The 24,243-nt window shown below is 48.6% G+C and carries 26 protein-coding genes; all 26 read left to right on the forward strand.

Annotated elements, in window-relative coordinates; genetic code table 11:
* Positions 1-8: 8 nt before the first annotated feature.
* The 26 genes from ALO_RS13490 (at position 9) to infB (ending at position 24,229) form a co-directional block, all read left to right on the forward strand.
* The gene (locus tag ALO_RS13490; RefSeq protein WP_004573412.1) at positions 9-470 is read left to right on the forward strand and encodes a chemotaxis protein CheW; all 462 of its coding nucleotides are present in this window, start codon (positions 9-11) and stop codon (positions 468-470) included.
* 40 nt (positions 471-510) lie between these two features.
* The gene (locus ALO_RS13495; RefSeq protein ID WP_004573413.1) at positions 511-1,131 is read left to right on the forward strand and encodes a chemotaxis protein CheC; all 621 of its coding nucleotides are present in this window, start codon (positions 511-513) and stop codon (positions 1,129-1,131) included.
* Entirely contained in the window at positions 1,131-1,616 is a 486-nt protein-coding gene (locus ALO_RS13500) for a chemotaxis protein CheD (RefSeq protein WP_004573414.1), read from the forward strand. Before ALO_RS13495 ends, ALO_RS13500 begins: the two co-directional genes overlap by 1 nt.
* Before the next feature lie 19 nt (positions 1,617-1,635).
* A complete protein-coding gene (locus ALO_RS13505) occupies positions 1,636-1,953 on the forward strand; it encodes a hypothetical protein (RefSeq protein WP_004573415.1) in 318 nt (105 codons plus the stop codon).
* Positions 1,954-1,974: 21 nt separating this feature from the next.
* Positions 1,975-2,730, forward strand: coding sequence for a FliA/WhiG family RNA polymerase sigma factor (locus tag ALO_RS13510; protein WP_004573416.1), 756 nt, complete (start codon positions 1,975-1,977; stop codon positions 2,728-2,730).
* A 22-nt stretch (positions 2,731-2,752) separates the two neighbouring features.
* A complete protein-coding gene (locus ALO_RS13515; RefSeq protein WP_004573417.1) occupies positions 2,753-4,144 on the forward strand; it encodes a DUF342 domain-containing protein in 1,392 nt (463 codons plus the stop codon).
* Positions 4,145-4,180: 36 nt separating this feature from the next.
* Positions 4,181-4,528, forward strand: coding sequence for a hypothetical protein (locus tag ALO_RS13520; protein ID WP_004573418.1), 348 nt, complete (start codon positions 4,181-4,183; stop codon positions 4,526-4,528).
* Between the two features lie 11 nt (positions 4,529-4,539).
* Positions 4,540-5,067: a DUF6115 domain-containing protein gene (locus tag ALO_RS13525; protein WP_004573419.1), complete on the forward strand. Its 528-nt coding sequence runs from the start codon at positions 4,540-4,542 to the stop codon at positions 5,065-5,067.
* Positions 5,068-5,245: 178 nt separating this feature from the next.
* Positions 5,246-5,956 (forward strand): 30S ribosomal protein S2, encoded by a 711-nt coding sequence (gene rpsB, locus ALO_RS13530; RefSeq protein ID WP_004573420.1) that lies wholly within the window; start codon positions 5,246-5,248, stop codon positions 5,954-5,956.
* A gap of 65 nt (positions 5,957-6,021) precedes the next feature.
* The gene (gene tsf / locus ALO_RS13535; protein WP_004573421.1) at positions 6,022-6,669 is read left to right on the forward strand and encodes a translation elongation factor Ts; all 648 of its coding nucleotides are present in this window, start codon (positions 6,022-6,024) and stop codon (positions 6,667-6,669) included.
* Positions 6,670-6,773: 104 nt separating this feature from the next.
* On the forward strand, positions 6,774-7,508 hold the full coding sequence (gene pyrH, locus ALO_RS13540) for a UMP kinase (RefSeq protein ID WP_004573422.1): 735 nt from the start codon (positions 6,774-6,776) through the stop codon (positions 7,506-7,508).
* On the forward strand, positions 7,498-8,058 hold the full coding sequence (gene frr, locus ALO_RS13545; RefSeq protein WP_004573423.1) for a ribosome recycling factor: 561 nt from the start codon (positions 7,498-7,500) through the stop codon (positions 8,056-8,058). The genes pyrH and frr overlap by 11 nt, the downstream gene beginning before the upstream one ends.
* A 125-nt stretch (positions 8,059-8,183) precedes the next feature.
* The gene (locus ALO_RS13550; RefSeq protein ID WP_004573424.1) at positions 8,184-8,411 is read left to right on the forward strand and encodes a hypothetical protein; all 228 of its coding nucleotides are present in this window, start codon (positions 8,184-8,186) and stop codon (positions 8,409-8,411) included.
* Positions 8,395-8,562, forward strand: a complete 168-nt coding sequence (locus ALO_RS21480) for a DUF362 domain-containing protein (protein WP_072031852.1) — start codon at positions 8,395-8,397, stop codon at positions 8,560-8,562. The genes ALO_RS13550 and ALO_RS21480 overlap by 17 nt, the downstream gene beginning before the upstream one ends.
* A 67-nt stretch (positions 8,563-8,629) precedes the next feature.
* Positions 8,630-9,415, forward strand: a complete 786-nt coding sequence (locus ALO_RS13555) for an isoprenyl transferase (protein WP_004573426.1) — start codon at positions 8,630-8,632, stop codon at positions 9,413-9,415.
* Between the two features lie 13 nt (positions 9,416-9,428).
* Entirely contained in the window at positions 9,429-10,253 is an 825-nt protein-coding gene (locus ALO_RS13560) for a phosphatidate cytidylyltransferase (RefSeq protein WP_004573427.1), read from the forward strand.
* Positions 10,254-10,284: 31 nt separating this feature from the next.
* Positions 10,285-11,454, forward strand: coding sequence for a 1-deoxy-D-xylulose-5-phosphate reductoisomerase (locus ALO_RS13565; RefSeq protein ID WP_004573428.1), 1,170 nt, complete (start codon positions 10,285-10,287; stop codon positions 11,452-11,454).
* Between the two features lie 9 nt (positions 11,455-11,463).
* A complete protein-coding gene (rseP, locus tag ALO_RS13570; protein WP_004573429.1) occupies positions 11,464-12,504 on the forward strand; it encodes an RIP metalloprotease RseP in 1,041 nt (346 codons plus the stop codon).
* A 24-nt stretch (positions 12,505-12,528) separates the two neighbouring features.
* Entirely contained in the window at positions 12,529-13,608 is a 1,080-nt protein-coding gene (gene ispG, locus ALO_RS13575; protein ID WP_004573430.1) for a flavodoxin-dependent (E)-4-hydroxy-3-methylbut-2-enyl-diphosphate synthase, read from the forward strand.
* The gene (locus tag ALO_RS13580; RefSeq protein ID WP_004573431.1) at positions 13,609-15,315 is read left to right on the forward strand and encodes a proline--tRNA ligase; all 1,707 of its coding nucleotides are present in this window, start codon (positions 13,609-13,611) and stop codon (positions 15,313-15,315) included. It begins immediately after the preceding gene.
* A gap of 140 nt (positions 15,316-15,455) precedes the next feature.
* Positions 15,456-19,154 carry a PolC-type DNA polymerase III gene (locus ALO_RS13585; RefSeq protein WP_004573432.1) on the forward strand — a complete coding sequence of 1,233 codons (3,699 nt, stop codon included), beginning with the start codon at positions 15,456-15,458 and terminating at the stop codon, positions 19,152-19,154.
* A 219-nt stretch (positions 19,155-19,373) separates the two neighbouring features.
* Positions 19,374-19,826 carry a ribosome maturation factor RimP gene (locus ALO_RS13590; protein ID WP_004573433.1) on the forward strand — a complete coding sequence of 151 codons (453 nt, stop codon included), beginning with the start codon at positions 19,374-19,376 and terminating at the stop codon, positions 19,824-19,826.
* Positions 19,827-19,865: 39 nt separating this feature from the next.
* Positions 19,866-20,909 carry a transcription termination factor NusA gene (nusA, locus tag ALO_RS13595; RefSeq protein WP_004573434.1) on the forward strand — a complete coding sequence of 348 codons (1,044 nt, stop codon included), beginning with the start codon at positions 19,866-19,868 and terminating at the stop codon, positions 20,907-20,909.
* Positions 20,910-20,920: 11 nt separating this feature from the next.
* On the forward strand, positions 20,921-21,199 hold the full coding sequence (rnpM, locus tag ALO_RS13600; RefSeq protein WP_004573435.1) for an RNase P modulator RnpM: 279 nt from the start codon (positions 20,921-20,923) through the stop codon (positions 21,197-21,199).
* Positions 21,169-21,492 (forward strand): L7Ae/L30e/S12e/Gadd45 family ribosomal protein, encoded by a 324-nt coding sequence (locus ALO_RS13605; RefSeq protein ID WP_004573436.1) that lies wholly within the window; start codon positions 21,169-21,171, stop codon positions 21,490-21,492. Before rnpM ends, ALO_RS13605 begins: the two co-directional genes overlap by 31 nt.
* Positions 21,493-21,517: 25 nt before the next feature.
* A complete protein-coding gene (gene infB, locus ALO_RS13610) occupies positions 21,518-24,229 on the forward strand; it encodes a translation initiation factor IF-2 (RefSeq protein WP_040293459.1) in 2,712 nt (903 codons plus the stop codon).
* Positions 24,230-24,243: the final 14 nt, after the last annotated feature.

Consider the following 24,243-nt stretch of genomic DNA (forward strand, 5'->3'; position numbering starts at 1 on the left):
CGAAAGCTATGGCAGATAAGGAATATTCAAGTTCGGAGGTACAACTGGTCGTATTCAAGCTGGGGCGGGAAGAGTACGGATTTAATATTCTTCAGGTCCAGGAAATTAAGAAGATGACTGATATTACCCGCGTACCCAATACCCCCGAATATGTCAAGGGAGTCATTAATTTGCGCGGCAGTGTCTTGCCAGTGATTGACCTGAAAAAAAGACTGGGATTGGCGGAAGGCGATTACTCGGATACCTCGAGAATTATTATTGTTAAAGTGGATGAAGTGCATGTAGGCATGGTCGTGGATGCGGTGACGGAAGTTACGGCCATTAGCCAGGACCACATTGAACCGCCCTATGTGGTGAGTTCTGAAGTCGGTATAAATTATATCAGCGGTGTGGGAAAACTGGATAACCGCCTCTTGATTTTATTGAATGTGGCATCCATCGTCGCTATTGGGCAAGAAGCCGTCAAATAGTCTGAATCACTATTACCATTATAAAAACGAGGTGGGCACATTGTCAGAGGAAATCTTGAAATTAACATCTTTGCAGCTAGACGCCTTAAAAGAAGTTGGCAATGTCGGCGCAGGTAATGCTGCAACGGCATTATCTCAGATTATTCATCGCAAGATTGATATGACTGTGCCACGCGTCGCGATTTTACCCTTGGGAGACGTGCCTGATGTAGTCGGCGGACCGGAAATAATGGTGGCAGGCGTTTATTTTAGGGTATTTGGTCCGGCTCCCGGCAGTATCTTATTTCTATTACCCCGGGAGAGCGCCTTTTCTTTGGTAGATATGCTGATGGGGCGAGAAAAAGGGTATACCCGGTCTCTGAATTCCCTGGATGAATCTGCAGTGATGGAGATTGGCAATATCCTCTCCGGTGCTTACCTGAACGCTTTATCCTATTTTACCCGGTTCACCCTGCTTCCTTCCATCCCGGCTTTAGCTATTGATATGGCCGGCGCTCTGCTCAGTGTTATCTTGATCCAATTGGGGCAGATGGGAGACCATGCCCTGGTGATCGAAACAGAGTTCAGCAGTGAAGGTGATGGTGTCAAGGGACATTTTTTCCTGATTCCTGACCCCGGTTCGTTAGGAACTATCTTAGCGTCAATAGGGGTGAAGGAATGATGCCGGATTTAATTAAGGTGGGAATGGCGGACTATAAGGTTGGAAAGGCTCCTGCGAGTGTGATCACCTATGGGTTGGGTTCCTGCGTTGGTATTGCCGTTTATGATCCGGTAACGAAAGTGGGCGGCCTTGCCCATATTATGTTGCCTGACAGCTTACAGGCCCGGGCTGCTGATAATCCGGCCAAATTTGCCGATACTGCGCTGCCGGCCATGGTGGCTGAAATTATACAACTAGGCGGGGTAAAGACACGGCTTGCCGCTAAAATTGCCGGCGGCGCGCAAATGTTTTCCTTTGCGAATGCTACGGATATAATGCGTATTGGTGAACGAAATGCCGAAGCAGTGCGCTTGGTCCTGAAAAATCTGAATATTAAGCTGGTTGCTGAGGATACTGGAGGAAATTACGGACGTACCGTAGAACTGAAACTCGATTCTGGTATATTTAAAATCAAGACCATTGATAAAGGTGAAAAAGATTTGTAGCTTTGAGGGGGAGAGTTAGGTGCTTAAGATAAAAATCGCGGCTCTTATGGCACTGATGGCAGGTACCCTGACGCTGGCAGTCGGGTTCACAAACGATATTCGCATGTTAACTTTATTCTATCGCTTCATCACTTCCACCGTGATTTTTGGTTTATGCGGTTATGTGGCCGGTTCAGTTGCTGTTAACTATTTAGATACGATCCAGTATGAAAAACCCCAAGGTCGCAATCTTGATATTGTAAGTGAACAACTGGACTTTAAAGATTTGGAAGATAGTTCTCCATTCCAACCCTTAACCCCGGAAAATTTCGAACGTGTTTCTTCACAAGGTAATTAAGATGGGGCGGAGAGAGGTTCCATGAACGAAAAAAGGGAATTACAGGTGGATATTCATCAGCTGTGGACAGAATATCAACAACATAGATTACCTGATATCAGGGAGAAAATAGTGGCCCATTATTTATCTCTGGTGAAACTAGTTGCCGGCAGAATTGCCATCGGCTTGCCGACCTATGTAGATAAGGACGATTTAATTAGTAATGGTTTTTTTGGCTTGTTGGACGCCATTGAGCGTTTTGATCCCAATCGTAATATTAAGTTCGAAACATATGCGGTTGCCAGGATCCGCGGTGCTATTTTAGATTCTTTGCGCGCTTTGGATTGGGTGCCGACTACGGTTCGCCAGAGAGCTCGTCAATACGAGCAAGTGTTGGGCGAACTGGAGCACAAACTGGGAAGATCGGCCACTGATGATGAAATTGCGGAAGCAATTGGGATTTCGGTGGCACAATTGCATACATTATTAAATCAACTGAATGCAAGTACGATTATGCCATTGGAAGAGTTTGTAAAGACAGAGACCCCTTCCAAACAACTTGCGACTCCGCTGCAATATGTTGAAGATGAAGATGTGAAACGTACTCTTTGTCAAGCAATCAATAAACTCCCTGACAAAGAGCGTTTAGTGATAGCATTGTATTATTATGAAAGCCTGACTCTGAAGGAAATCAGCATCATTATGAAATTAACCGAAGCTCGTATCTCGCAGCTTCATACCAAGGCAATATTTCGCTTGCGCGGAGCACTGGCGAGAGTAAAATCCAGTTTGCTTTGATGTAATAGGGGGGGGGAGACAATTGAGTAATGAAGATGTTCTGGCGGTAAAAGCGGATCCTGTTATACAGGTTCTTATCAGCCGCGACCGTATGGAGGCTTCGCTGATCATTACTTTGCCGCCGAATAGTCGGGAGGTTGTGGAACAAGAAGTGCTGGACAAAATCCAGCAATCCGGTGTTAAATTCGGCATTGACATGAATGCTGTGCAAAAAGCCTGTCGAAATCCCGGAAATCAGATGGCTTTCGCTTACGGGCAAAAACCGGTCGACGGTGTTGATGCCAAAATGGTGTATCATTTTGATATGAACAACAAAGGAAAGCCTACCGAGTTAGCCGACGGCAGCGTCGATTTTAAAAATATTAATCTGTTCACTACTGTTCAGGAAGGCGATTTAGTCGCTGAAAAAATTCCGGTGGTGCCGGGACTTCCCGGAACAGATGTATTGGGTATGCCGGTCAATGGCAAACCGGGTAAGGATATTCCTATACCGCTCGGGAAAAATGTATCGCTGGTAGAAAACACGAAGTTAGTTGCCGCGATTTCAGGGCAGATTATTGTTTCCAACAATAGAATCAATATCACTCCCATGATTGAGATCAAAGGCGATGTGGACTTGTCCACCGGCAATATCGAATTTGTCGGCAATGTGCTGGTTCGCGGTAATATTCAGGCGGGTTTTTCCGTAAAGGCGGAAGGCAATGTCGAAGTTTACGGTGCAGTCAGCGGCGGCATTGTCGAAGGCAGAACCGTGCTGATTAAAATGGGCGTGCAAGGTATGAATCGGGGCTATATTAAGGCGAAAGAAAATGTGATAGCGAAATTTATTGAAAATTCTACCGTGTATGCCGGTCAAGAAGTCATTGTGAATGATGTCATTCTGCATAGCCGGATTAGCGCCGGTAGAAAAATATTGGTAGAAGGCCGGAAAGGTTTGATTGCCGGCGGGCAGATAACAGCAGGAGAAGAAATCAGGGCAAAAGTCATCGGTACGCAACTGGCGGTGGCCACTGAACTGGAAGTGGGCGTGAATCCCATACTCCGGGAAGAATATCAAAATCTTCGTAAAGAAATCAAAAAAATAGAATCGTCCTTGGATCAGACTCAAAAATCGTTATCCCTTTTGCGGGGGATGAATCAAAAGGATTTACCTCCTGCTAAGCGGGAAATGCTATTGAAACTAACGAAAGCTCAGTTTCAACTGGCTGGCCAGGTTGAAACCGTGAAAAACCGCCTGACCGAGATTGAGCTTGCTTTTGAGGAGATGCGCTACGGCCGGATCCGGGTAGCAGACAATGTCTTTCCGGGTGTGAAAGTGGTGGTTGGCACTCAAGTGAAGCCTATCCGGGAACCCTTGCGCTACGTTTCGTTTTATGCCGAAGATGGTGAAATTAAAATTGGACCCTTTAAATAACTGTTCTGCCGGAACAGGAATGGGTGGGATTAGTCGATGAGCATGAACATTAGACCCATCGACCTGCAGGTTCTCATACCCAAGGCGACGGAGGCCGGTAAAGCCCAACATACCACCAATCAGCAGGCCGCGATACAGCAGCAGGAATTCGCCGCTCTCTGGCAGAGGATTTCCGCCGAACGACAGCAACAGGTTCAAAATCCTGCAAAATCAGAAGGCGGCAAAGTCACCAGGGACAAGCAGCCTCCAGAAAAAAGGGGAAGTCAGCAAGACGGGCAGAAAGACACGGAGGACAATTCGGAGCAAAGCAAGGAACCGGCGAAAGCGACAGGTTCCCAGTTTGCTGATCCGGTGCGCGGGCATAAAATTGATATAAAAACCTAACGGGGTGAATTATGCTCAACGGGATCATTTTGATCACCATTATAATTTGCGTTTTGATTTTTTTCATGGTTTATAAACGCCGTATGCTGATTCAGATGTTTTCTCTGAACATCTCTCATCTGTCCCGGGAATTTCAGGGGCAGATTGAAGGAACGGCTGACCATGTCGTTAAACGGATGCAGCATCAAATTGATCAGATGGAGTTTCTCCTGGATGAGGCTACGCAGAAGATAGAGGTTCTTGGCGATCAAATTCATGCGGCGGAAAATCTGATCCGGGCCATGAATTTTCCCTCGGAAGAAGTTTCCGGAATGACGCAGGCGCATCGTGATCATCAGGTGGAAAAGGCGATATTGCTTTCTGATGATGATGTGAAGGATGCTGCTTTAAATCCGGAAGAAAAAGCGGCAAGTGACGCAGATAAACGGCGGAAGGCTTTAGAAATGGCACAACAGGGCTGCAATATTACTGATATCGCCAAAGCAACCTCTATGGGACAAGGGGAAGTCATGCTGTTCCTACAGTTGAATAAAAAGTAAAATATTGAGAAATATTATGTGTTGACTAGAATTTACTTGTATTGACTGCAAAGCTATGGTATACTAGCATTCGGTAAAAATCCACACGCATTTTAATCTGATCCCCTGTGCCGGTGCTAAATACCCGGTAAGGATCAGAGATGCAGAATGCGGCGGTATATTAACAGGAGGTGTTACTGTGTCAGTTATTTCTATGAAGCAGCTTCTGGAGGCCGGAGTGCACTTTGGTCATCAAACCAGACGCTGGAACCCTAAGATGGCTCCGTATATCTTTACGGAAAGAAACGGCATCTACATTATTGATCTGCAAAAAACGGTAAAAAAAGTAGAGGAAGCTTATAATTTTGTCCGCGAGGTTGCCGGTGAAGGTGCCACGATTTTGTTTGTAGGCACCAAGAAGCAGGCCCAGGAAGCAGTCAAAGAGGAAGCTACCCGCTGCGACATGTATTATGTGAATGAACGCTGGCTGGGCGGCATGCTCACCAATTTCCAGACCATTCAACGGCGGATTAACCGTCTGCGGGAACTGGAGAACATGGAAACTCAGGGCTTATTTGAAGTGTTGCCAAAAAAAGAAGTCATTACGCTTCGTCATGAAATGGATCGTTTGCAGAAGTTTTTAGGTGGAATTAAAAATATGAACCGCCTGCCGGGCGCTTTATTTGTGATTGACCCCCGCAAAGAACGCATTGCTGTCGCTGAGGCGCGCAAGTTAGGCATCCCCATTGTAGCGATTGTTGATACTAATTGCGATCCGGACGAGGTAGATTACGTTATTCCGGGCAATGACGATGCTATCCGTGCGGTAAAACTTCTTACCGGGAAAGTGGCGGATGCTATCCTAGAAGGCCGGCAGGGCGAACAAATGGAAGCTGCTGCTAGCGAGTAATAAATGAAGAGTAAAGGGTAAGGGATTTATTTCCCTTACCCTTCACAATAAACAGGAGGAGTCAGATGATTACCGCGGAAATGGTGAAAGAGCTTCGTGAACGCACTGGAGCCGGAATGATGGATTGTAAAAAAGCTTTGTCTGAAACCAATGGGGATATGGAAAAAGCCGTTGATTTCCTTCGGGAAAAGGGCTTAGCGGCTGCTGCTAAAAAGGCCGGCCGGGTTGCAGCCGAAGGTGTTGTGGAAGCATACATACATGGTGGGGGCAGAATCGGCGTATTGCTTGAACTCAACTGTGAAACCGACTTTGTGGCCAAAACCGATGGTTTCAGATCTCTGGCCAGAGATATCGCCATGCAGGTTGCCGCCTCGAATCCCGGCTATGTAGCGAGGGAAGAAGTTCCTGCCGCAGTCTTGGAACATGAACGGGAGATTTTGCGTGTCCAGGCACTGAATGAGGGCAAACCGGCTCATATTGTGGAAAAAATGATCGAAGGTCGCCTGGAAAAATTCTATAAAGAAGCCTGTTTGATGGAACAGGCCTATATTAAGGATCCTGATAAAACGATTACTCAGGTCATCAATGAAAGCATTGCTAGGATCGGGGAAAAAATTTCGATCCGCAGGTTTACCAGATATCAGCTGGGCGAAGGCATAGAGAAAAAATCAAATGACTTTGCTGCGGAAGTAATGGCGGTTGTTAAAAAATAAGAGAACACTTCAGTGTTCTCTTATTTTCTGAAAAAATAGTTATACTAATGAAAAGGAATTGTCGGGGACTTGTAGAATTTTACTATGTCAGGGAGGGTCTGTCTTTGTCTGCCTTGAAATATAAACGAATTGTTTTAAAACTAAGCGGGGAAGCGCTGGCAGGGGATAAAGGATTCGGTATCGACCCCACTGTCGTAGATTCGATTGCCGCCCAAATTAAAACGATTAAAGAGGAAAATTTAGAAATTGGCGTTGTGGTAGGCGGCGGAAACATTTGGCGTGGCCTGGCCGGCAGCGCTAAGGGGATGGACCGGGCTACAGCGGATTACATGGGCATGCTGGCTACGGTTATGAATTCTCTTGCTCTTCAAGACTCATTAGAAAAGTGCGGCGTTGATACCCGGGTACAGACAGCCATTGAAATGCGTCAGGTAGCCGAACCCTATATTCGGCGCCGGGCCATCCGTCATTTGGAAAAAGGACGGGTCGTGATCTTTGCTGCTGGCACCGGCAATCCTTACTTTTCCACAGATACTACGGCTGCTTTACGGGCAGCGGAGATTGAGGCGGATGTTATTCTAATGGCGAAACGGAATGCTGACGGGGTGTATGATTCCGACCCGAAATATAATCCTGACGCCAAAAAGTTTAAAACACTTTCGCATATTGATGTATTGCAGCGAGGTCTGGGGGTTATGGATTCTACAGCCACCAGCCTATGTATGGATAATGAAATTCCGATTATTGTCTTTAGTATGGATGAGCCGGAGAATATCGTGCAGGCGGCTCTTGGCAAAGACATCGGCACAATTGTGGGAGGGAAGACCAATGGCGACTAAGGAAATCCTTTCAAGGCATGAAGAAAGAATGCAAAAAGCGGTAGAGGCTCTTAGAAAAGACTACCAAACTTTGCGGGCCGGCAGAGCAACTCCGGCGATTTTAGACAAAATTACGGTCGACTATTATGGCACTCCAACCCCGGTAAATCAAGTGGGCAATATTTCAGTGCCCGAACCACGTATGATTGTCATTCAGCCCTGGGAAAAAACCATGTTGGGCCCCATCGAAAAGGCAATATTAAAATCTGATTTAGGTTTAACTCCCAGTAGTGACGGATCGGTTATCCGTCTATTAATCCCACAGCTTACCCAGCAAAGACGCACTGAACTGGTGAAGGTAATCCATAAAAAAGCCGAAGAAGCGCGGGTAGCTATCCGCAATGTTCGGCGCGACGCTAATGAAGCCATCAAGAAAGTGGAAAAAGACAAGCTAATCTCTGAAGATGAAAATAAAAAAGCTCAGGATGATATGCAAAAACTGACTGATAAATACATCAAAGACATCGATACGGTGATGACGGCCAAGGAAAAAGAAATTATGGAAGTGTAAGGGAACCTTTGAAAATTCTGCACTGTACGGAGACGCAGAGCGTCTCTCTTACCTAGCATCTGGACCTTTTTGAACGGGTACCAGGTTCGGGGATAAAAATGATTTTTATAATTGGAGTGTAATACTTGGATTTTGTTGGTTATCCCTGGAAAGAAGCGGAAGTTCAACTGCAACAAAATCGAATTGAATACCGCTGTGTTGCTGCACACCCGAGTGTAAGCCCCCATAAAGGGTTTCACCTGAATGAAAATTGTTGGTTTGTGGTGCGCCAACGACAGGAGGATGGTGTGTATCATCTTGTTGTTGCGGCCAAAATGGGAAAGGAGGTGTTTCTGGATGGCTTACAAAATTAATGACACCTGTGTTTCGTGCGGCACTTGCGCTGCAACATGCCCGGTCGGCGCGATTAGTGAAGGTAATCCTACTTATGTAATTTCAGATGAATGCGTTGAATGCGGTGCCTGTGCGGCGGTTTGCCCGGTTGGTGCGATTGAGGCTCCATGATATAAACCCCCTCACCAGAGGGGGTTTATATTTAAAAAATACGATTTTCACCTTGGGGGTTGTCTGTGTGTGGAAAAAATGGCTGCTATTGAATCAGACTCATGGGAATGAGACGGAAATACAGGATCTGTATGGTGCCATTCAAAAGAACAACCTGCCGCAGCATGTAGGTATTATCATGGACGGAAACGGACGCTGGGCGCAAAAGCGGGGATTGCCTCGGGTAATGGGCCATCGGGCCGGTGTGGGGTCCTTGCGAAAGATCGTCCAGGCTGCTTATGAAATAGGGCTGAATGTCATCACGGTCTATGCCTTCTCTACTGAAAATTGGAAGAGACCCTCAGATGAAGTTGATTTTTTAATGGAGCTATTTTCCTCTTACCTGGAGAAAAATATAGACGAATTGGAACATAATGGAGTTCAATTGCGTTTTATCGGTGATATACAGGGCCTTTCACCGGCATTGAAAAATCAGTTTGTTTCCGCTCAGCAGCGTACTGCAAACAATCAGGGGCTTATATTAAATGCAGCCGTCAATTACGGGGGAAGAGCGGAAATTGTCCATGCAGTGCGATTGATTTTGAATAAAATAGCAGCCGGCCAATTACAGGCTGCAGCGCTGGATGAATCCATGATTCAACAACATCTTTATACAGGGGATTTGCCGAATCCGGACCTGATTATTCGCCCCAGCGGCGACAAACGCCTCAGCAATTTTCTCTTATGGCAATCCGCTTATGCGGAGTTTTGGTTTACTGACATTTGCTGGCCGGATTTTAAACCGGAACATTTGGTGGAAGCACTTTTGGATTATCAACGTCGCGAACGCCGGTTTGGCGGTTTGAAGACTTAAAGTAGGTGCATGCATGCTGTTAAAAAGGATTATTACCGCACTGATAGGAATTCCTGTCGCTGTGTATATCATAAACTATGGAAGCTGGCTTTTTACCGCGGTCATTTCATTTATTGCGGTTATTGCCTGGCTTGAATTCGCCCGGATGCTGCGGCAGAAAGATGTTTGCATTTCTAAATTTTGGGGAATAATCGCGATTCTGCTGTTCATGGCCACTGCCTGGCTGGGGAATACATTGGAGATTTCCTTTACCATCTGGCTTTTTTTGCTGCTGCTGGCAGGGATACTTGTGTTGTATCCGGATAGAGTCCGTATTCCTGATATTATTTTTACTTTTTTTGGAATCGTTTACATTGGCGCTTCTTTTACTTATTTTGTGCTGCTGCGTTTTACACAGGAGTCATTCACCCTTTCGACTGCAGCGGGTGCGCTGGATATGGGGGCGGCCTATCTATGGGTTGCCTTTGTCGGTACTTGGTCCAGCGATACATTTGCTTATTTTTGCGGCACATGCTGGGGAAAACATAAATTATGCCCGGTTATCAGTCCCGGAAAAACTTATGAGGGATTTTTCGGCGGTTTGGCAGGCTGTATTCTGGTAGTAACCGCTTTGGGCTGTTTCTTCTCATTCCCCCTGGTCCACACTTTTGCCATTGGGGCCGTCGTGGGGCTTGTCGCTCCTTTGGGAGATTTGCTGGAATCTGCGTTAAAACGTTACTGCGGGGTTAAAGATTCCGGGACGCTGCTGCCAGGACATGGCGGTGTACTCGACCGGTTTGACAGCCTTTTATTTGCTGTTCCAGTTGTATATTTCTACGTATATTTTTTTATATTATAGTTTATATTGCAGAGGTTGAGAGGAAGAAATCATGCAGCATATCTCTATTTTGGGCAGTACCGGTTCCATCGGCACTCAATGCCTGCAGGTGATCAACGAGTATCCCGGCCGATTTCAGGCAACTGTTTTAGCGGCACATCATAATGATGTTCTGCTGGAAGAGCAAATCCGGCACTTTAGCCCCCGATTGGCTGTCCTAGCAGATAAAGCCGCGGCTGACAGGCTGGTACGGCGTTATCGCGGAGCTACTTCGATTCTGGCGGGAGAAGAAGGCCTTTTAGAGGCGGCGGTCTATGAGCCGGTAGAAACAGTACTGACTTCCATAGTGGGATTCGCCGGGCTCCAGCCTACGGTAGCAGCCATAAAGGCTGGTAAAAACATCGCGTTGGCCAACAAAGAAACTCTGGTGGCCGCCGGCGGGCTGGTCATGGATTTAGCCAAAGAATATGGTGTTTCGATTATTCCGGTGGATAGTGAGCATAGTGCTATTTTTCAGTGTCTGCAGGGGGGGAAGAAGGAACAAATTTTCCGGCTGCTGCTTACCGCGTCCGGCGGTCCCTTTTTAGGCTATACCTTAGACCGGCTGGCTGATGTAACCATTGAAGCCTGCCTGAAGCATCCCAATTGGGCCATGGGCAAAAAGATCACGGTTGATTCGGCCACCTTAGTTAATAAAGGCCTGGAAGTAATCGAGGCAAAGTGGTTGTTTGGGGTCGATTACAGTCAGATTGAAGTAGTCGTTCACCCCCAGAGTATCGTTCATTCCATGGTGGAGTTTCAAGACGGATCGGTCATTGGCCAGATGGGGCTGCCGGATATGAAGCTGCCGATCCAATATGCCCTGACTTACCCTGAGCGCTTGCCGTCCCAACAGCCTCGTCTGGATTTAACTAGCCTAACGGCGCTTACCTTCGCCAAACCGGATCAGAAAACCTTTTCCGGCTTGGCGCTGGCCTTTGAGGTGGGCCGCTGCGGCGGGTCACTGCCCTGTGTGTTCAGCGCCGCCAATGAGGTTGCTGTTTACGCTTTCTTAGACAGGAAGATCCGTTTTTTAGATATCGTACAGGTTATCCGTAACACAGTCAATAGTCATCAGACAATCACTAAGCCGGATCTGGCGGATTTGTTCGCGGCGGATGTCTGGGCGCGGGATTTTGCCTCTCAGGTGATCCGGGATTTAGGCCCTGCTATCAAAACTTGACAACAAGGAGTGATTCCAATAGCCACCATATTTGCCGCGATTTTTGTGTTTGGCTTGCTGGTTATCATGCACGAATTAGGGCATTTTGCCGCAGCTAAGCTGGTTGGAATGGGTGTCCATGAATTCGCGATCGGATTCGGCCCCAAGCTGTTGAGCCGTAAAGTGAAGAATACGGTGTATTCGTTGCGTTTAATACCTCTGGGAGGTTTTAATAAAATTGCCGGTATGGACCCGGATGAACCCCAGGATCAAGATTCGTTTAACTCTAAGCCCATATGGGCCAGAATTTTGGTGATTATTGCCGGATCAGCCATGAATTTTCTGCTGCCGGTTATCTTGTTCGCCATGATCTTTTGGTCAGCGGGCATTGACCTTCCTTCGGAAGAGCCGGTTCTGGGAACGGTAATGTCCGACAAGCCAGCCAGCCAGGCCGGCCTGTTGACCGGCGACCGTATTGTCTCAATTGATGGTGTCAGAATCGGCAACTGGATGCAGATGGTCGAATTTATTCAAAAAAATCCCGGGAAGTCTCTGAAGATTGCCTATTCCCGGCATGACCAACCCCAAGAGGTGACGATCACGCCGGAATATGACGAACAGGCCAGAAGGGGGATTATTGGGGTTCTGCCTCAGATATTCCATCAGCAGCCTGGTTTTGTTGAATCGATTAAATTGGCTTGTCGCCAAACTTATCAGATTGGGATGGGGATGATCATTGGCATCGGACAGATGATTACCGGCCAGATTCCGGCTGATGTGGCCGGTCCCATTGGCGTGGCTCAAATGGCCGGACAAGTGGCTCAGTTGGGATTTATCCCTCTGCTGCAGTTTACGGCTTTGCTGAGCATTAACCTGGGATTGATTAATATGCTGCCGGTTCCAGTGTTGGATGGCGGTCATGTGGTGACCTTACTGGTGGAGGCGGTGCGGCGCAAACCATTGGAAAAAAATCAGCTGTACTTTATTCAAATGATCGGCTTTGCCTTATTAATGGCCTTATTGTTGATGGCCACATTTAAAGATATTGCTCGTTCGATCGGACTGAATTGATCGGGCTAAGAGCGGGGGAAAACGATGATGCTCCGTAGAGATACTAGACCGATTTATATCGGGAAAGTCGGAATCGGCGGTCACATGCCCATATCCGTCCAGTCCATGACTAATACCAAAACTACCAATATCCCGGCTACCGTGGAACAAATTCACCGTCTGACAGAGGCCGGCTGCGATATCGTCAGAATTGCTATTCCCGACATGGCGGCAGCCCAGGCGGTGGAGTCTCTGAAAAACTCGGTCAGTGTGCCGTTAGTAGCTGACATCCACTTCGATTATCGTCTGGCCATTGCTGTTCTGGAGCGAGGGATTGACGCGCTTCGCATCAATCCCGGCAATATCGGGGATCCGTCCGGTGTCAGAGCGGTGGTGACCGAAGCCCAAAAACGGCGGGTTCCTATTCGCATCGGCGTCAACGCCGGATCTCTTGATAAAAAATTATTGGCCAAATACGGCGGCCATCCCACACCGGAAGCGATGGTTGAAAGTGCGCTGGAACATATAAAGATTCTGGAAGAGCTGGATTTTTTCGATATTAAGATTTCTTTAAAGGCCAATGATGTACCGACAACGATCAGAGCTTACACCTTGATGTCTGAGCAGGCGAATTATCCGTTGCATTTAGGGATTACTGAGGCTGGAACCATATCATCCGGGGTCATCAAGTCGGCTGTGGGCATTGGCGCCTTACTGGCTCAAGGGATTGGCGACACCATTCGGGTATCCTTAACCGGTGATCCGGTGGAAGAAGTGAAGGTAGCCAGCGAAATTCTCAAATCACTGGGTTTGCGGCAATATGGCCCGACACTGGTATCCTGTCCTACCTGTGGTCGATGCAATATTAATTTGGTGAACATAGCTAATCAGGTAGAACAAAAATTGCGCGACATCAAAAAACCGATCAAAGTGGCGGTTATGGGCTGCGTGGTGAATGGCCCGGGCGAGGCCAGAGAGGCTGATATCGGTATTGCCGGCGGCACGGAATACGGCCTGATTTTCGCTAAGGGAGAAATACTGAAAAAAGTGCCGGAACCTCAGTTGCTCACGGAGTTGTTCTCGGAAATAGACAAACTTGCTACAGAAGGTAAGGGGGAACCATAAATGCGCGCTTCGCAATTGTACGCTCCTACATTACGAGAAGTGCCGGCAGAGGCGGAAGTGGTAAGCCATCAGCTTATGCTGCGGGCCGGCCTGATCCGCAAAGCTACGGGCGGAATCTATACATATTTGCCATTAGCTTGGCGAGTACTGAAAAAAATTAAGCAAATCGTTCGGGAAGAAATGGATGCCAAAGGCGGGCAGGAACTGGCCATGCCTATTATGCAGCCGGCGGAAATGTGGCAGGAAACCGGCCGCTGGGATGTTTACGGCGAAGAAATGTTCCGTTTGAAAGACCGGCATGATCGTAATTTTTGTCTGGGACCAACCCATGAGGAAATGATCACAACCCTGGTTCGGATGGATGTACGTTCTTACCGGCAGTTGCCGTTGCTCTTGTATCAGATTCAAAACAAGTACCGGGATGAGATTCGTCCCCGGTTCGGCCTGATGCGGGGACGGGAGTTTATCATGAAAGACTTGTACTCCTTTGACCGGGATGAGGCAGGCCTTGATATCAGTTATCGGAAGATGTACGATGCCTACACCAACGTGTTTTCCCGTTGCGGACTGAAATTTAGAGCCGTGGAAGCGGATTCTGGCGCCATTGGCGGCAGTGGTTCCCATGAATTCATGGTCATTGCCGAATCCGGCGAGGCGGCGATCGCCTATTGTGCCGCCTGTGAATATGCGGCCAATGTAGAAAAAGCGGAACTGAAGGCAATAACCGTCCCGGCTGAAACCCCGCTGCCCCTGACCGTAAAAGATACGCCAGGCACCAAGTCCATTAAGGAAGTCAGTTCCTACTTAGGAGTCAGTCCGGAGAAAACTATTAAAACCTTAGCCTTTCAAACCGAAAAAGAGCTGGTATTGGCACTGGTCAGAGGTGACCATGAGGTCAATGAGATAAAACTCTTGAATCAACTGGGCTGCCTGCATCTGGATATCGCGCCGGAGCAGGCCATTGTAAGCCAGCTGCACACTGTTCCCGGCTTTATTGGACCGGTAGGCGCAACCGGCGTCAAAATTGTGGCTGACCATACCGTGATGCAGATGGTAAACGGGGTTTGCGGCGCCAATAAGCCGGATCAGCATTATATTCAGGTAAACCCGGACCGGGATTTTCAACCGGATATCATCGCCGATATTCGTTTAATCCAGGAAGGAGATCCTTGCCCCCACTGCGGCGCCGCTGTGAAAACCGCCAGAGGCATCGAAGCGGGACAGGTATTTAAACTGTTTACGAAGTATAGCAAGTCCCTGGAGGCTACCTTTTTGGATGAGAATGGCAAGGAACAGCTGATGCTTATGGGCTGCTACGGCATTGGCGTCAGCCGGACTATGGCTGCAGCCATTGAACAAAACCATGACGATGACGGCATTATCTGGCCGGCTGCCATTGCCCCTTTCCACGCCGTGATTGTGCCCATTAGCGGCAAGGACTCAGAACAGATGGATCTGGCGGAAAGACTATATGGCGAGTTGAATCAGGCTGGCATTGAAACCGTCATTGATGATCGCAGCGAACGTCCCGGCGTGAAATTTAAGGATGCTGACTTAATCGGCTATCCTCTGAAAATTACCGTTAGTCCCAAGACTGTCAGCGAAGGGTTGCTGGAGGTTAAAATCCGCCGTTCCGGCGAGACGGTATTCCTCCAGTTAAACGCCGGCGTTATTGCCAAAGTAAAAGAATTGCTCGTCTCCCTATAAATTTTTATCATGCTGCGCGGCCTCAAGACAACTTGGGGCCTTTGTTTTGCTGCTGTCAATCCCGATTCATTTTGATTTGAATCTATATGGTTGAATATGGTAAACTGTAAGTGTCTTTTGGCTAGAAAAAGAGGTGCCATATGAGTAAATATTGCATTGCCCCAGGGAACTGCCAGAACTTTTTGCGCCTGATTCAGAAACAGCATTGGCCGGATCAGCATAAACGCATCTTACAGCAGTGCCGGATTTCCCTGATTGACGTTTACCCGGAAGAAAAAAAGTGGCAGCTGCATCTGAAAGCGCCTCAGGCTTTATCGCCGGAGTTGCTGAGAGAGTTAAGCGGGAAATTATGTGTTGACTGCGGTTTAGCCAATGTAGAGATTTCTGTCCAAGTTAACAATCTGGAGCCATTTTTAACCCAGCATTGGGCTGAATTTGTGACCCAGGTCACCGAGCAGCATCCCGGCAGCAGGCACTTTTTACTGGCGGCCAGTTGGACGCTGGAAAATGAATGCCTGACGATTGACACTATTAATCCCATTACGGCTGAGATGCTGCTGGATAAGGGACTGGAAAGCGGTATCGAACAATATATCGCCCGGGAATTCTCCCGTCACTGCAAGGTCCGGATTGCTTCCCAGCGCCCAGAGTGCGGGGGAGAGCCGGAACCCGACGAAATGATAACCGACGAATATTGGCAGGCACTGACCGAGGCCGCCAACGCCGGTGATACCAAACCCGGACGTTCCCGGTCCAAGTCTGGAAAGGAAACAGACGGCAGCATTCTTCTGGGCAGAAACATCCGGGATGAAGCCCAGGCCATTGTGACGATACAGGAAGAAGCCCGCAATGTGGTTGTAGCCGGGGAAGTTGTCACGGTTGATTTTCGACAGCTGCGGTCCGGACGTTATCTGGGGATCTTCGATATTGTGGACGCCAGCGACGGCATCAGCGCGAAAATATATTTTGATTCAGACGAACAATACGGCAAAGTCGCCGACAAACTTTCCCCCGGTATGCTGATCAAAGTAAAAGGGACGGTTCAATTTGACAAGTATGCCAAAGAAAATGTGCTTTTTGCCGACAGTATCATTCAACTGAAAAAAACAGTACGCAATGATAACAGCGAAATTAAACGGATTGAGCTTCACGCTCATACCCGGATGAGTCCGTTGGATTCGGTAATGGCGGTAAAGGATTATATCAAAACAGCGGCCAGATGGAAGCACCCGGCGGTTGCCATTACCGACCATGGTGTGGTTCAAGCCTTTCCCGAAGCCTATGATGAGGCGGCCAAACACGGCGTAAAAATCATTTATGGCATGGAAGGATATTTGTTTGACCAAGACATCGCTCAGTCCAATCATATTGTCCTGCTGGCGAAAAATCGCCAGGGACTGATGAATTTATATAAACTGGTTTCGATCTCCCATCTGAAATACTTGCACCGTACGCCACGGATTCCCCGCTCTGTATTAAGCGAACACCGGGAAGGCTTGATCCTGGGATCGGCCTGTGAAGCCGGGGAATTGATCCAGGCGATGCTGGCCGGGGCTGATGACGAAGTGATCCGTCAAATCGCTGTATTTTATGATTATCTGGAAATTCAGCCGGAGGGAAACAACGCATTTTTGCTGCGGACGGGTAAAGTCGAAAATGAGGCGGCATTAAGAGATATCAATCAAAAAATCTGCGATTTGGGCGAGCAACTCAACCTGCCGGTGGTGGCCACCTGTGACGTACATTTTTTGAATCCGGAGGATGAGTGTTACCGCCGTATCCTTATGTCCGGACAGGGGTATACTGACGCTGAACTGCAGCCGCCATTATACTTCCGTACTACCGAGGAAATGCTGGCTGAGTTTCAGTATTTGGGCGAGAAAAAGGCTTATGAGGTGGTGGTCACCAATACCCGCCGCATCAGCGACTTAGTGGAAAACTTCAAACCCATACCGGATGAACTGTATTCACCTCAGATCCCAGGGGCGGAGGACGCGATACGCACGATGTCCTATGCCAGAGCCAAGGAGCTTTATGGCGATCCGCTGCCCGAGCTGATTGCCTCCCGCCTGAAAAATGAACTGGATTCTATTATTAATAACGGGTTTGCCGTATTATATTTCATAGCGCACAAACTAGTGAAAAAATCTATGGACGACGGTTACCTGGTTGGTTCGCGGGGATCAGTAGGTTCATCTTTTGTCGCCACCATGACCGGGATCACCGAGGTCAATCCGCTGCCGCCACATTGGCGTTGTCCGGCCTGCAAATACAGTGAGTTTATCACAGATGGAACTTACGGCGGCGGATTTGATCTGCCTGACAAAACATGTCCCCGCTGCGGCGCTTTGGCCGAAAAGAACGGGCACGATATCCCCTTTGCCGTATTTATGGGTTTCCACGGCGATAAAGTACCGGATATTGATTTGAATTTTTCCGGCGATTATCAGCCGACCGCCCATAAATATACTGAAGAGCTGTTCGGCAAAGACAATGTGTTCCGGGCCGGCACCATTGCCACTATTGCCGACAAAACCGCCTTTGGCTTTGTAAAAAACTATTACAATGATAAAGGCATCGTCGTCCGCAATGCCTTGGTGAATAAACTGGTATCCGGCTGCACTGGAGTAAAACGGACGACCGGTCAGCACCCTGGCGGCATCATGGTTGTTCCGCGGGATATGGATGTCCATCATTTTACGCCAATCCAGTATCCGGCGGACGATAAAAACTCCAAGACCATAACCACCCACTTTGACTATCATTCCATCAGCAGCAGGCTGGTCAAACTGGATATTCTGGGGCACGATGATCCCACGGTGATCAAAATGCTGGAAGACTTGACCGGCGTGGATGCCAAACGGATTCCTTTTGATGACAGTAAAACCATGGCTTTGTTTTCATCTACTACCACTTTAGATCTGACTCCCGAACAATTAGGGTCTACAGTGGGTACCTTCGGCATTCCTGAGTTTGGTACGAAGTTTGTCAGACAAATGCTGGAGACCACCAGCCCTAAGACCTTTAGCGAACTGGTGCGGATTAGCGGTTTTTCCCACGGAACGGATGTATGGCTCAATAATGCCCAGGATTTGATTAAAAACGGGACGGCCAAACTTTCCGAGGCTATTTCCGCCCGGGATGACATCATGGTGTATTTGATTCAAAGGGGAGTAGAGCCGCAAATCGCCTTTAAAGTCATGGAAAGCGTGCGTAAAGGCAAGGGCGTGAAAGCCGAAGACTGTGAGAAACTGCGGCAAAAAAATGTGCCGGAATGGTATATAGAGTCCTGCCAGAAGATCAAATATATGTTTCCCAAAGCCCATGCAGTAGCTTATGTGATGATGGCCTTCCGCATCGCATATTTCAAAGTGTATTATCCCCAAGCCTTTTATGCTTCCTATTTTTCGGTCCGGGCGGATGATTTTGATGCGAATTTAATTTTGCAGGGAGCCCAGTCGCTGCGAAACAAACTGGCGGAATTTGAGCAAAAAGGCAATACATTGACTGCGAAAGAAAAGAGTCTGCAGACGATTATCGAAATGGCGCTGGAAATGTATTTGCGGGGATTTAATTTTCAGCGTGTGGATCTCTATCGTTCCGATGCCACTAAATTTTTAATCGCGGGTAGCGACCTGCTGCCTCCGATTGCCTCTCTGCAGGGAGTAGGCGCCTCCGCCGCCTGGAATATTACCCAGGTACGCCAGGGCAGGCCCTTTTCCTCAATGGAAGATCTCAGGAACCGGGCGCGGGTGTCCAAAACGGTGATCGATATTTTGCAGGAACACGGCTGTCTGCAAGGATTGCCTCCTACCGATCAAATGCTGCTGTTTGCTTAATTTTTCCTCGGGCATATAATTCACTCCCGCAAACATTGTAAAATGCATCCTTTAGTGGTATACTAAGATTAGTAAAGATTGGAGTCGGTGAAAGAGTGGGTTTCAAACCCACTCTTTCATCTTACTGCTATGACTGCCATGTTGAAAATTGCGAACAGTATATGTACTGCTGCTATCTGGTAAAACTAGATGGTAGTATAGTTAAGGGGAAGTGGCGCTATGAAACCAATTGAACAAACCGCGGAACGCCTTATCTTGGATATTATCAAAGATACCAAGCTGGAATTGGTGGATGTGGAATATGTAAAAGAAAGGGACTGGTATCTGCGGGTATACATAGATAAACCTGGCGGCATTGATATGGATGACTGTCAGTGGGTCAGTGAAAAATTGGAGAATAAACTGGATGAATTAGATCCCATTAAAGAAAGTTACTATCTGGAAGTGTCTTCACCGGGCCTGGATAGAACTTTAAAAAAAGAAAGAGACTTTCAGCGTCATGCCGGAGATACAGTCGAAGTCCATACCTTTGCTCCGATTAACGGCAGCAAGAAAATTGTCGGCGAACTCGACGGTTTAAGGGACAATCACGTTGTCATCAAAGTGGATGACAGCGTGATGAACATTCCGTGGGATAAAGTTTCACAAGTGCGTTTGCACATTGATTTTTAGATTGTCAGCACAGTAAAATTGAATAGGGGGAATATATTTGTGAACGCAGAATTTATGCAGGCTTTTGAGCAGTTGGGCAAGGAAAAAGGGATATCTACAGAAGTTTTATTTGACGCCATCGAAGCGGCTCTGATATCAGCCTATAAGCGTAATTTTGCATCGGCTCAAAATGTAAGGGTTTCACTGGACCGGAGTACAGGGGACATACACGTTTTTGCCCGTAAGACCGTTGTCGAGGTGGTAAAGGACCCCAGAATGGAAATATCTTTAGAAGAGGCAAAAAGAACCGATGTTCGATATGAGCTGGACGATGTGGTTGAATTGGAGGTCACGCCCAAAAACTTCGGACGTATTGCCGCCCAAACTGCCAAGCAGGTCGTGGTGCAACGCATTCGTGAGGCTGAGCGTGGGATTATTTTTGAGGAATTTTCCAATCGGGAAAGTGACATTGTCACAGGAATTGTACAGCGGATCGAGCAGAAAAACGTATTGATCGACCTGGGGAAAGCGGAAGCCATCCTGGCTCCTTCCGAGCAAATGACCGGTGAACTGTATAAACCCGGTGACCGTATCAAAACGTATATTACTGAAGTGAGAAAAACCACTAAAGGCCCTCAGATTCTCGTTTCCCGCACTCACCCAGGACTCTTAAAACGGCTGTTTGAGTTGGAAGTGCCGGAAATACACGATGGGGTTGTGGAAATCAAATCGGTTGCCCGCGAACCAGGCCTGAGGTCAAAGATAGCCGTTTATTCCCGGGATGAAAACGTGGATCCGGTTGGCGCCTGTGTCGGACACAAAGGAATGCGTGTGCAGACTATTGTAAACGAATTACGGGGCGAGAAAATTGATATTGTGAAATGGAATTCGGATCCGGCTAAGTATATCGCTAGTGCTCTCAGTCCGGCGAAAGTGGTCTTGGTGGATGTCAATGAGACCGAGAAAATATCTAAGGTTGTGGTCCCTGATTACCAGCTCTCCCTGGCCATCGGCAAAGAGGGGCAAAACGCCCGGCTGGCGGCTAAATTAACCGGATGGAAAATTGATATTAAAAGTGAATCCCAGGCCGGATCGCTGGTTTAGGGGGAGTTGACTTGAAAACAAAAAAAAATCCCCAGCGCATGTGCGTGGGCTGCCAGGAAATGAAGAGTAAAAAGGAACTGCTTCGAGTCCTGCGTACCCCGGAAGGACAAATCGTCCTGGATTTGACAGGAAAAAAAGCCGGGCGTGGCGCCTATATCTGCAATAACGAAACCTGTTTTACCAAAGCGTATAAGGAAAAGAGGCTGGAACGGGCGTTGAAGCAGGCGCTGCAACCTGAAACTTATGAGGAAATAAAGGCATGCATACTAGCGGTACCCAATGCAAATTAATCGCCATGCTGGGACTGGCCCAAAAAGCCGGCAAAGTGATTTCCGGCGACGACGCCATCACTAAGGCAGCTCGCAACGGCAGCGTTCACATCGTATTGATCGCTGCGGATGCTTCCGATAATACCCGAAAAGGTTACCAGGACATGGCTAATTACTATAAAGTTGTTTGTGTGGAAGTGTTATCGAAAGAACAGTTGGGCGCAAGTATCGGCAAGGCCCAGCGGGCCGCTTTGGCAATCACGGATGCCGGATTTGGCCTGGCGGTCAAGAAATTGTGCCTGGAGCACACATAGCCGAGAAGAAAATGGGGGTGGATCAATGTCGAAATATAGAGTATATGAACTGGCAAAAGACTATAATACAACCAGCAAGGTCATCATCGATATATTAGCGCGTAATAACATTGTTGCCAAAAATCATATGAGCAGCGTCGAAGATAATGCCAAAGCCGTTATTGAACGGACTTTCGCCCGTAAGACAGGTCCGGAAATGCCGGAACCGCAGGGTCAGCCTAAACCGCCGAAAGAGGACAGAAATGCTAATCTGAGACCGGCGCAATCGCCGGCATCTATGCCGGCGGTTGCGCCCAAACCCGCTGCCGATGACCGGCGCGGCATTCAGCCACAAAGACCTCAGCCGACGGCGCCGGTTCAGAACCGTCAGCCTTATCCAGCCGGACAGAGGCCTGCCGGTCAGGCGGGTCAGGCAAGACCGAACCCCGGTAACTCTGGGAGATACGGGGCCAATGCTCAAACGGGTCAAAGGCCTGCACCCCAGTCTCATAATACTGCCCAGGCCGGCCAGCGGCCGCCCCAGCAGGGATATCATCAGCAAGGGGGACAGCGTCCTCCCTATTCATCAGCGCCGGGCCAACAACGTCCGCCCCAAAGGCCTAACAATATGCCCAATATGCCGGCCGGACAACGTCCGGCAGCGCCGGGCCAGGGGGGACATCATACTGCAGGTGGGGCGCCGCAGGGCCAGCCGCACCAACAGCAGCGTTTTTCACAGACTGGTGGGACGGGCAGCCGTAATATCGGTGACAGGCAAGGGCCAAATGCCCCGCAGCAACAAAGACCGAATCAACCGGGCAGGAATGATCAATTCAGGTCTAAAAACCAGCATACGGGTCAAGGGCAACAACAGCCTTACTCTAAACAACAGCAGCAACAAGGGACTAACAGAAAAGGGCCTGCTAATACGAGGCAGCGTTCACCACAGCGAAATTCCAATCAACGCCCGCCAATGAACGCTCAGGCGCAAGTCAGGCAAGAACCGGCCAAACCGAAAGTGGTGAAACTGGACGGACCGGCTACGGTAAAAGAATTATCCAGTAAGTTTGGGCGGGAAGTAAGCGAAATCATCAAAAAACTCATGGTGCTTGGAGTCATGGCCGGGATTAATCAAGAGGTGGATATTGAAACCGCCTCGATCCTGGGCTCTGAATTTGGCATCACTGTGGAGGAACTGCCGCCGGCGGAAGATCCTACGGAAATTCCGGAAATTGAAGACAGTCCGGAATCCCTTTTGCCCAGACCGCCGGTCGTTACCATCATGGGCCACGTGGACCACGGCAAAACCTCGCTGCTGGATGCGATCCGCCAAACCAACGTGACTGCCCAGGAAGCCGGCGGGATTACGCAGCATATCGGGGCTTATCAAGTCAACTACCAGGGTAAGAAAGTGGTGTTTCTCGATACGCCGGGGCATGAAGCCTTCACGGCTATGCGAGCTCGCGGGGCGCAGGTTACTGATGTTGCCATCCTGGTTGTGGCAGCAGATGACGGCGTGATGCCTCAAACTATCGAAGCGATTAACCATGCTAAAGCAGCTAAGGTGCCGATTATCGTCGCTGTGAACAAAATAGACCGGCCCGAAGCTAACCCGGACCGGGTTACCCAGCAGCTGACTGAGCACGGACTGGTGCCGGAGCAATGGGGCGGTGATACGATTGTTGTCCCGGTTTCGGCTCATACCAAGGCCGGTATTAGCGAATTGCTGGAAATGATTCTCCTGGTATCCGAAGTCCAAGACCTGAAAGCCAATCCCAATCGACTGGCTTACGGCACTATCATTGAAGCTCAGCTGGACAAGGGGAGAGGGCCGGTTGCCAGTGTGCTGGTACAAAAAGGAACTTTACATATCGGCGATACCATTATTGCCGGCACTGCCTTTGGCAAGGTCAGAGCCATGGTGAATGAGCGGGGAGAAAAACTGAAAAAAGCGCCGCCCTCGACGCCGGTGGAAGTATTGGGCCTGTCAGATGTGCCCCAAGCCGGCGATATTTTGGTGGCGGTAGATGAATCAACGGCCCGGGCAGTGGCGGAAAAACGCTTTGCCAAAAAGCGCACGGATGAAATGAATCAGGTGCAAAAAGTTTCACTTGATGATCTCTTTAGCCAGATTCAGGAAGGCAAGCTCAAGGACCTGAACATCGTGATCAAAGCTGACGTGCAGGGGTCCATTGAAGCCCTTCGCCAAGCTTTTGCCGGCTTACAGAACAAAGAAGTCCGGGTCAGTATTGTCCATGCCGGTGTGGGCGCTATCAACGAATCGGACGTTATGCTGGCTTCAGCGGCCAATGCCTTAATCATCGGCTTTAACGTGCGCCCTGACGCCAATTCTCGCAAAGCGGCCGAGGCGGAAAAAATCGATATCCGCACTTACCGCATCATTTACGATGTCATCAACGATGTAGAGGCCGCTATGACCGGCATGCTAGCGCCAGAGTACAAAGAAGCGGTTCAGGGCAGAATTGAAGTGAGAAAGGTGTTCTCCGTGCCCAAAGCTGTTGTTGCCGGCTCCTATGTGCTGGAAGGGAAAGTGACCAATCATTCCCAAATCCGTATCATCCGCAACGGCATTGTCATTCATGAGGGCAAAGTTGAATCGCTGCGGCGTTTCAAAGATGAAGTCAAAGAAGCTACCGCCGGATATGAATGCGGTATTTCCATAGAAAAATTCCGGGACATAAAAGAAGGAGATATATTGGAAGCCTTCACTATGGAATTGGTGAAACCGGGCAGTTAGGTCTAAAACGGAGG

Source organism: Acetonema longum DSM 6540 (assembly GCF_000219125.1).
Lineage (GTDB): Bacteria > Bacillota > Negativicutes > Sporomusales > Acetonemataceae > Acetonema > Acetonema longum.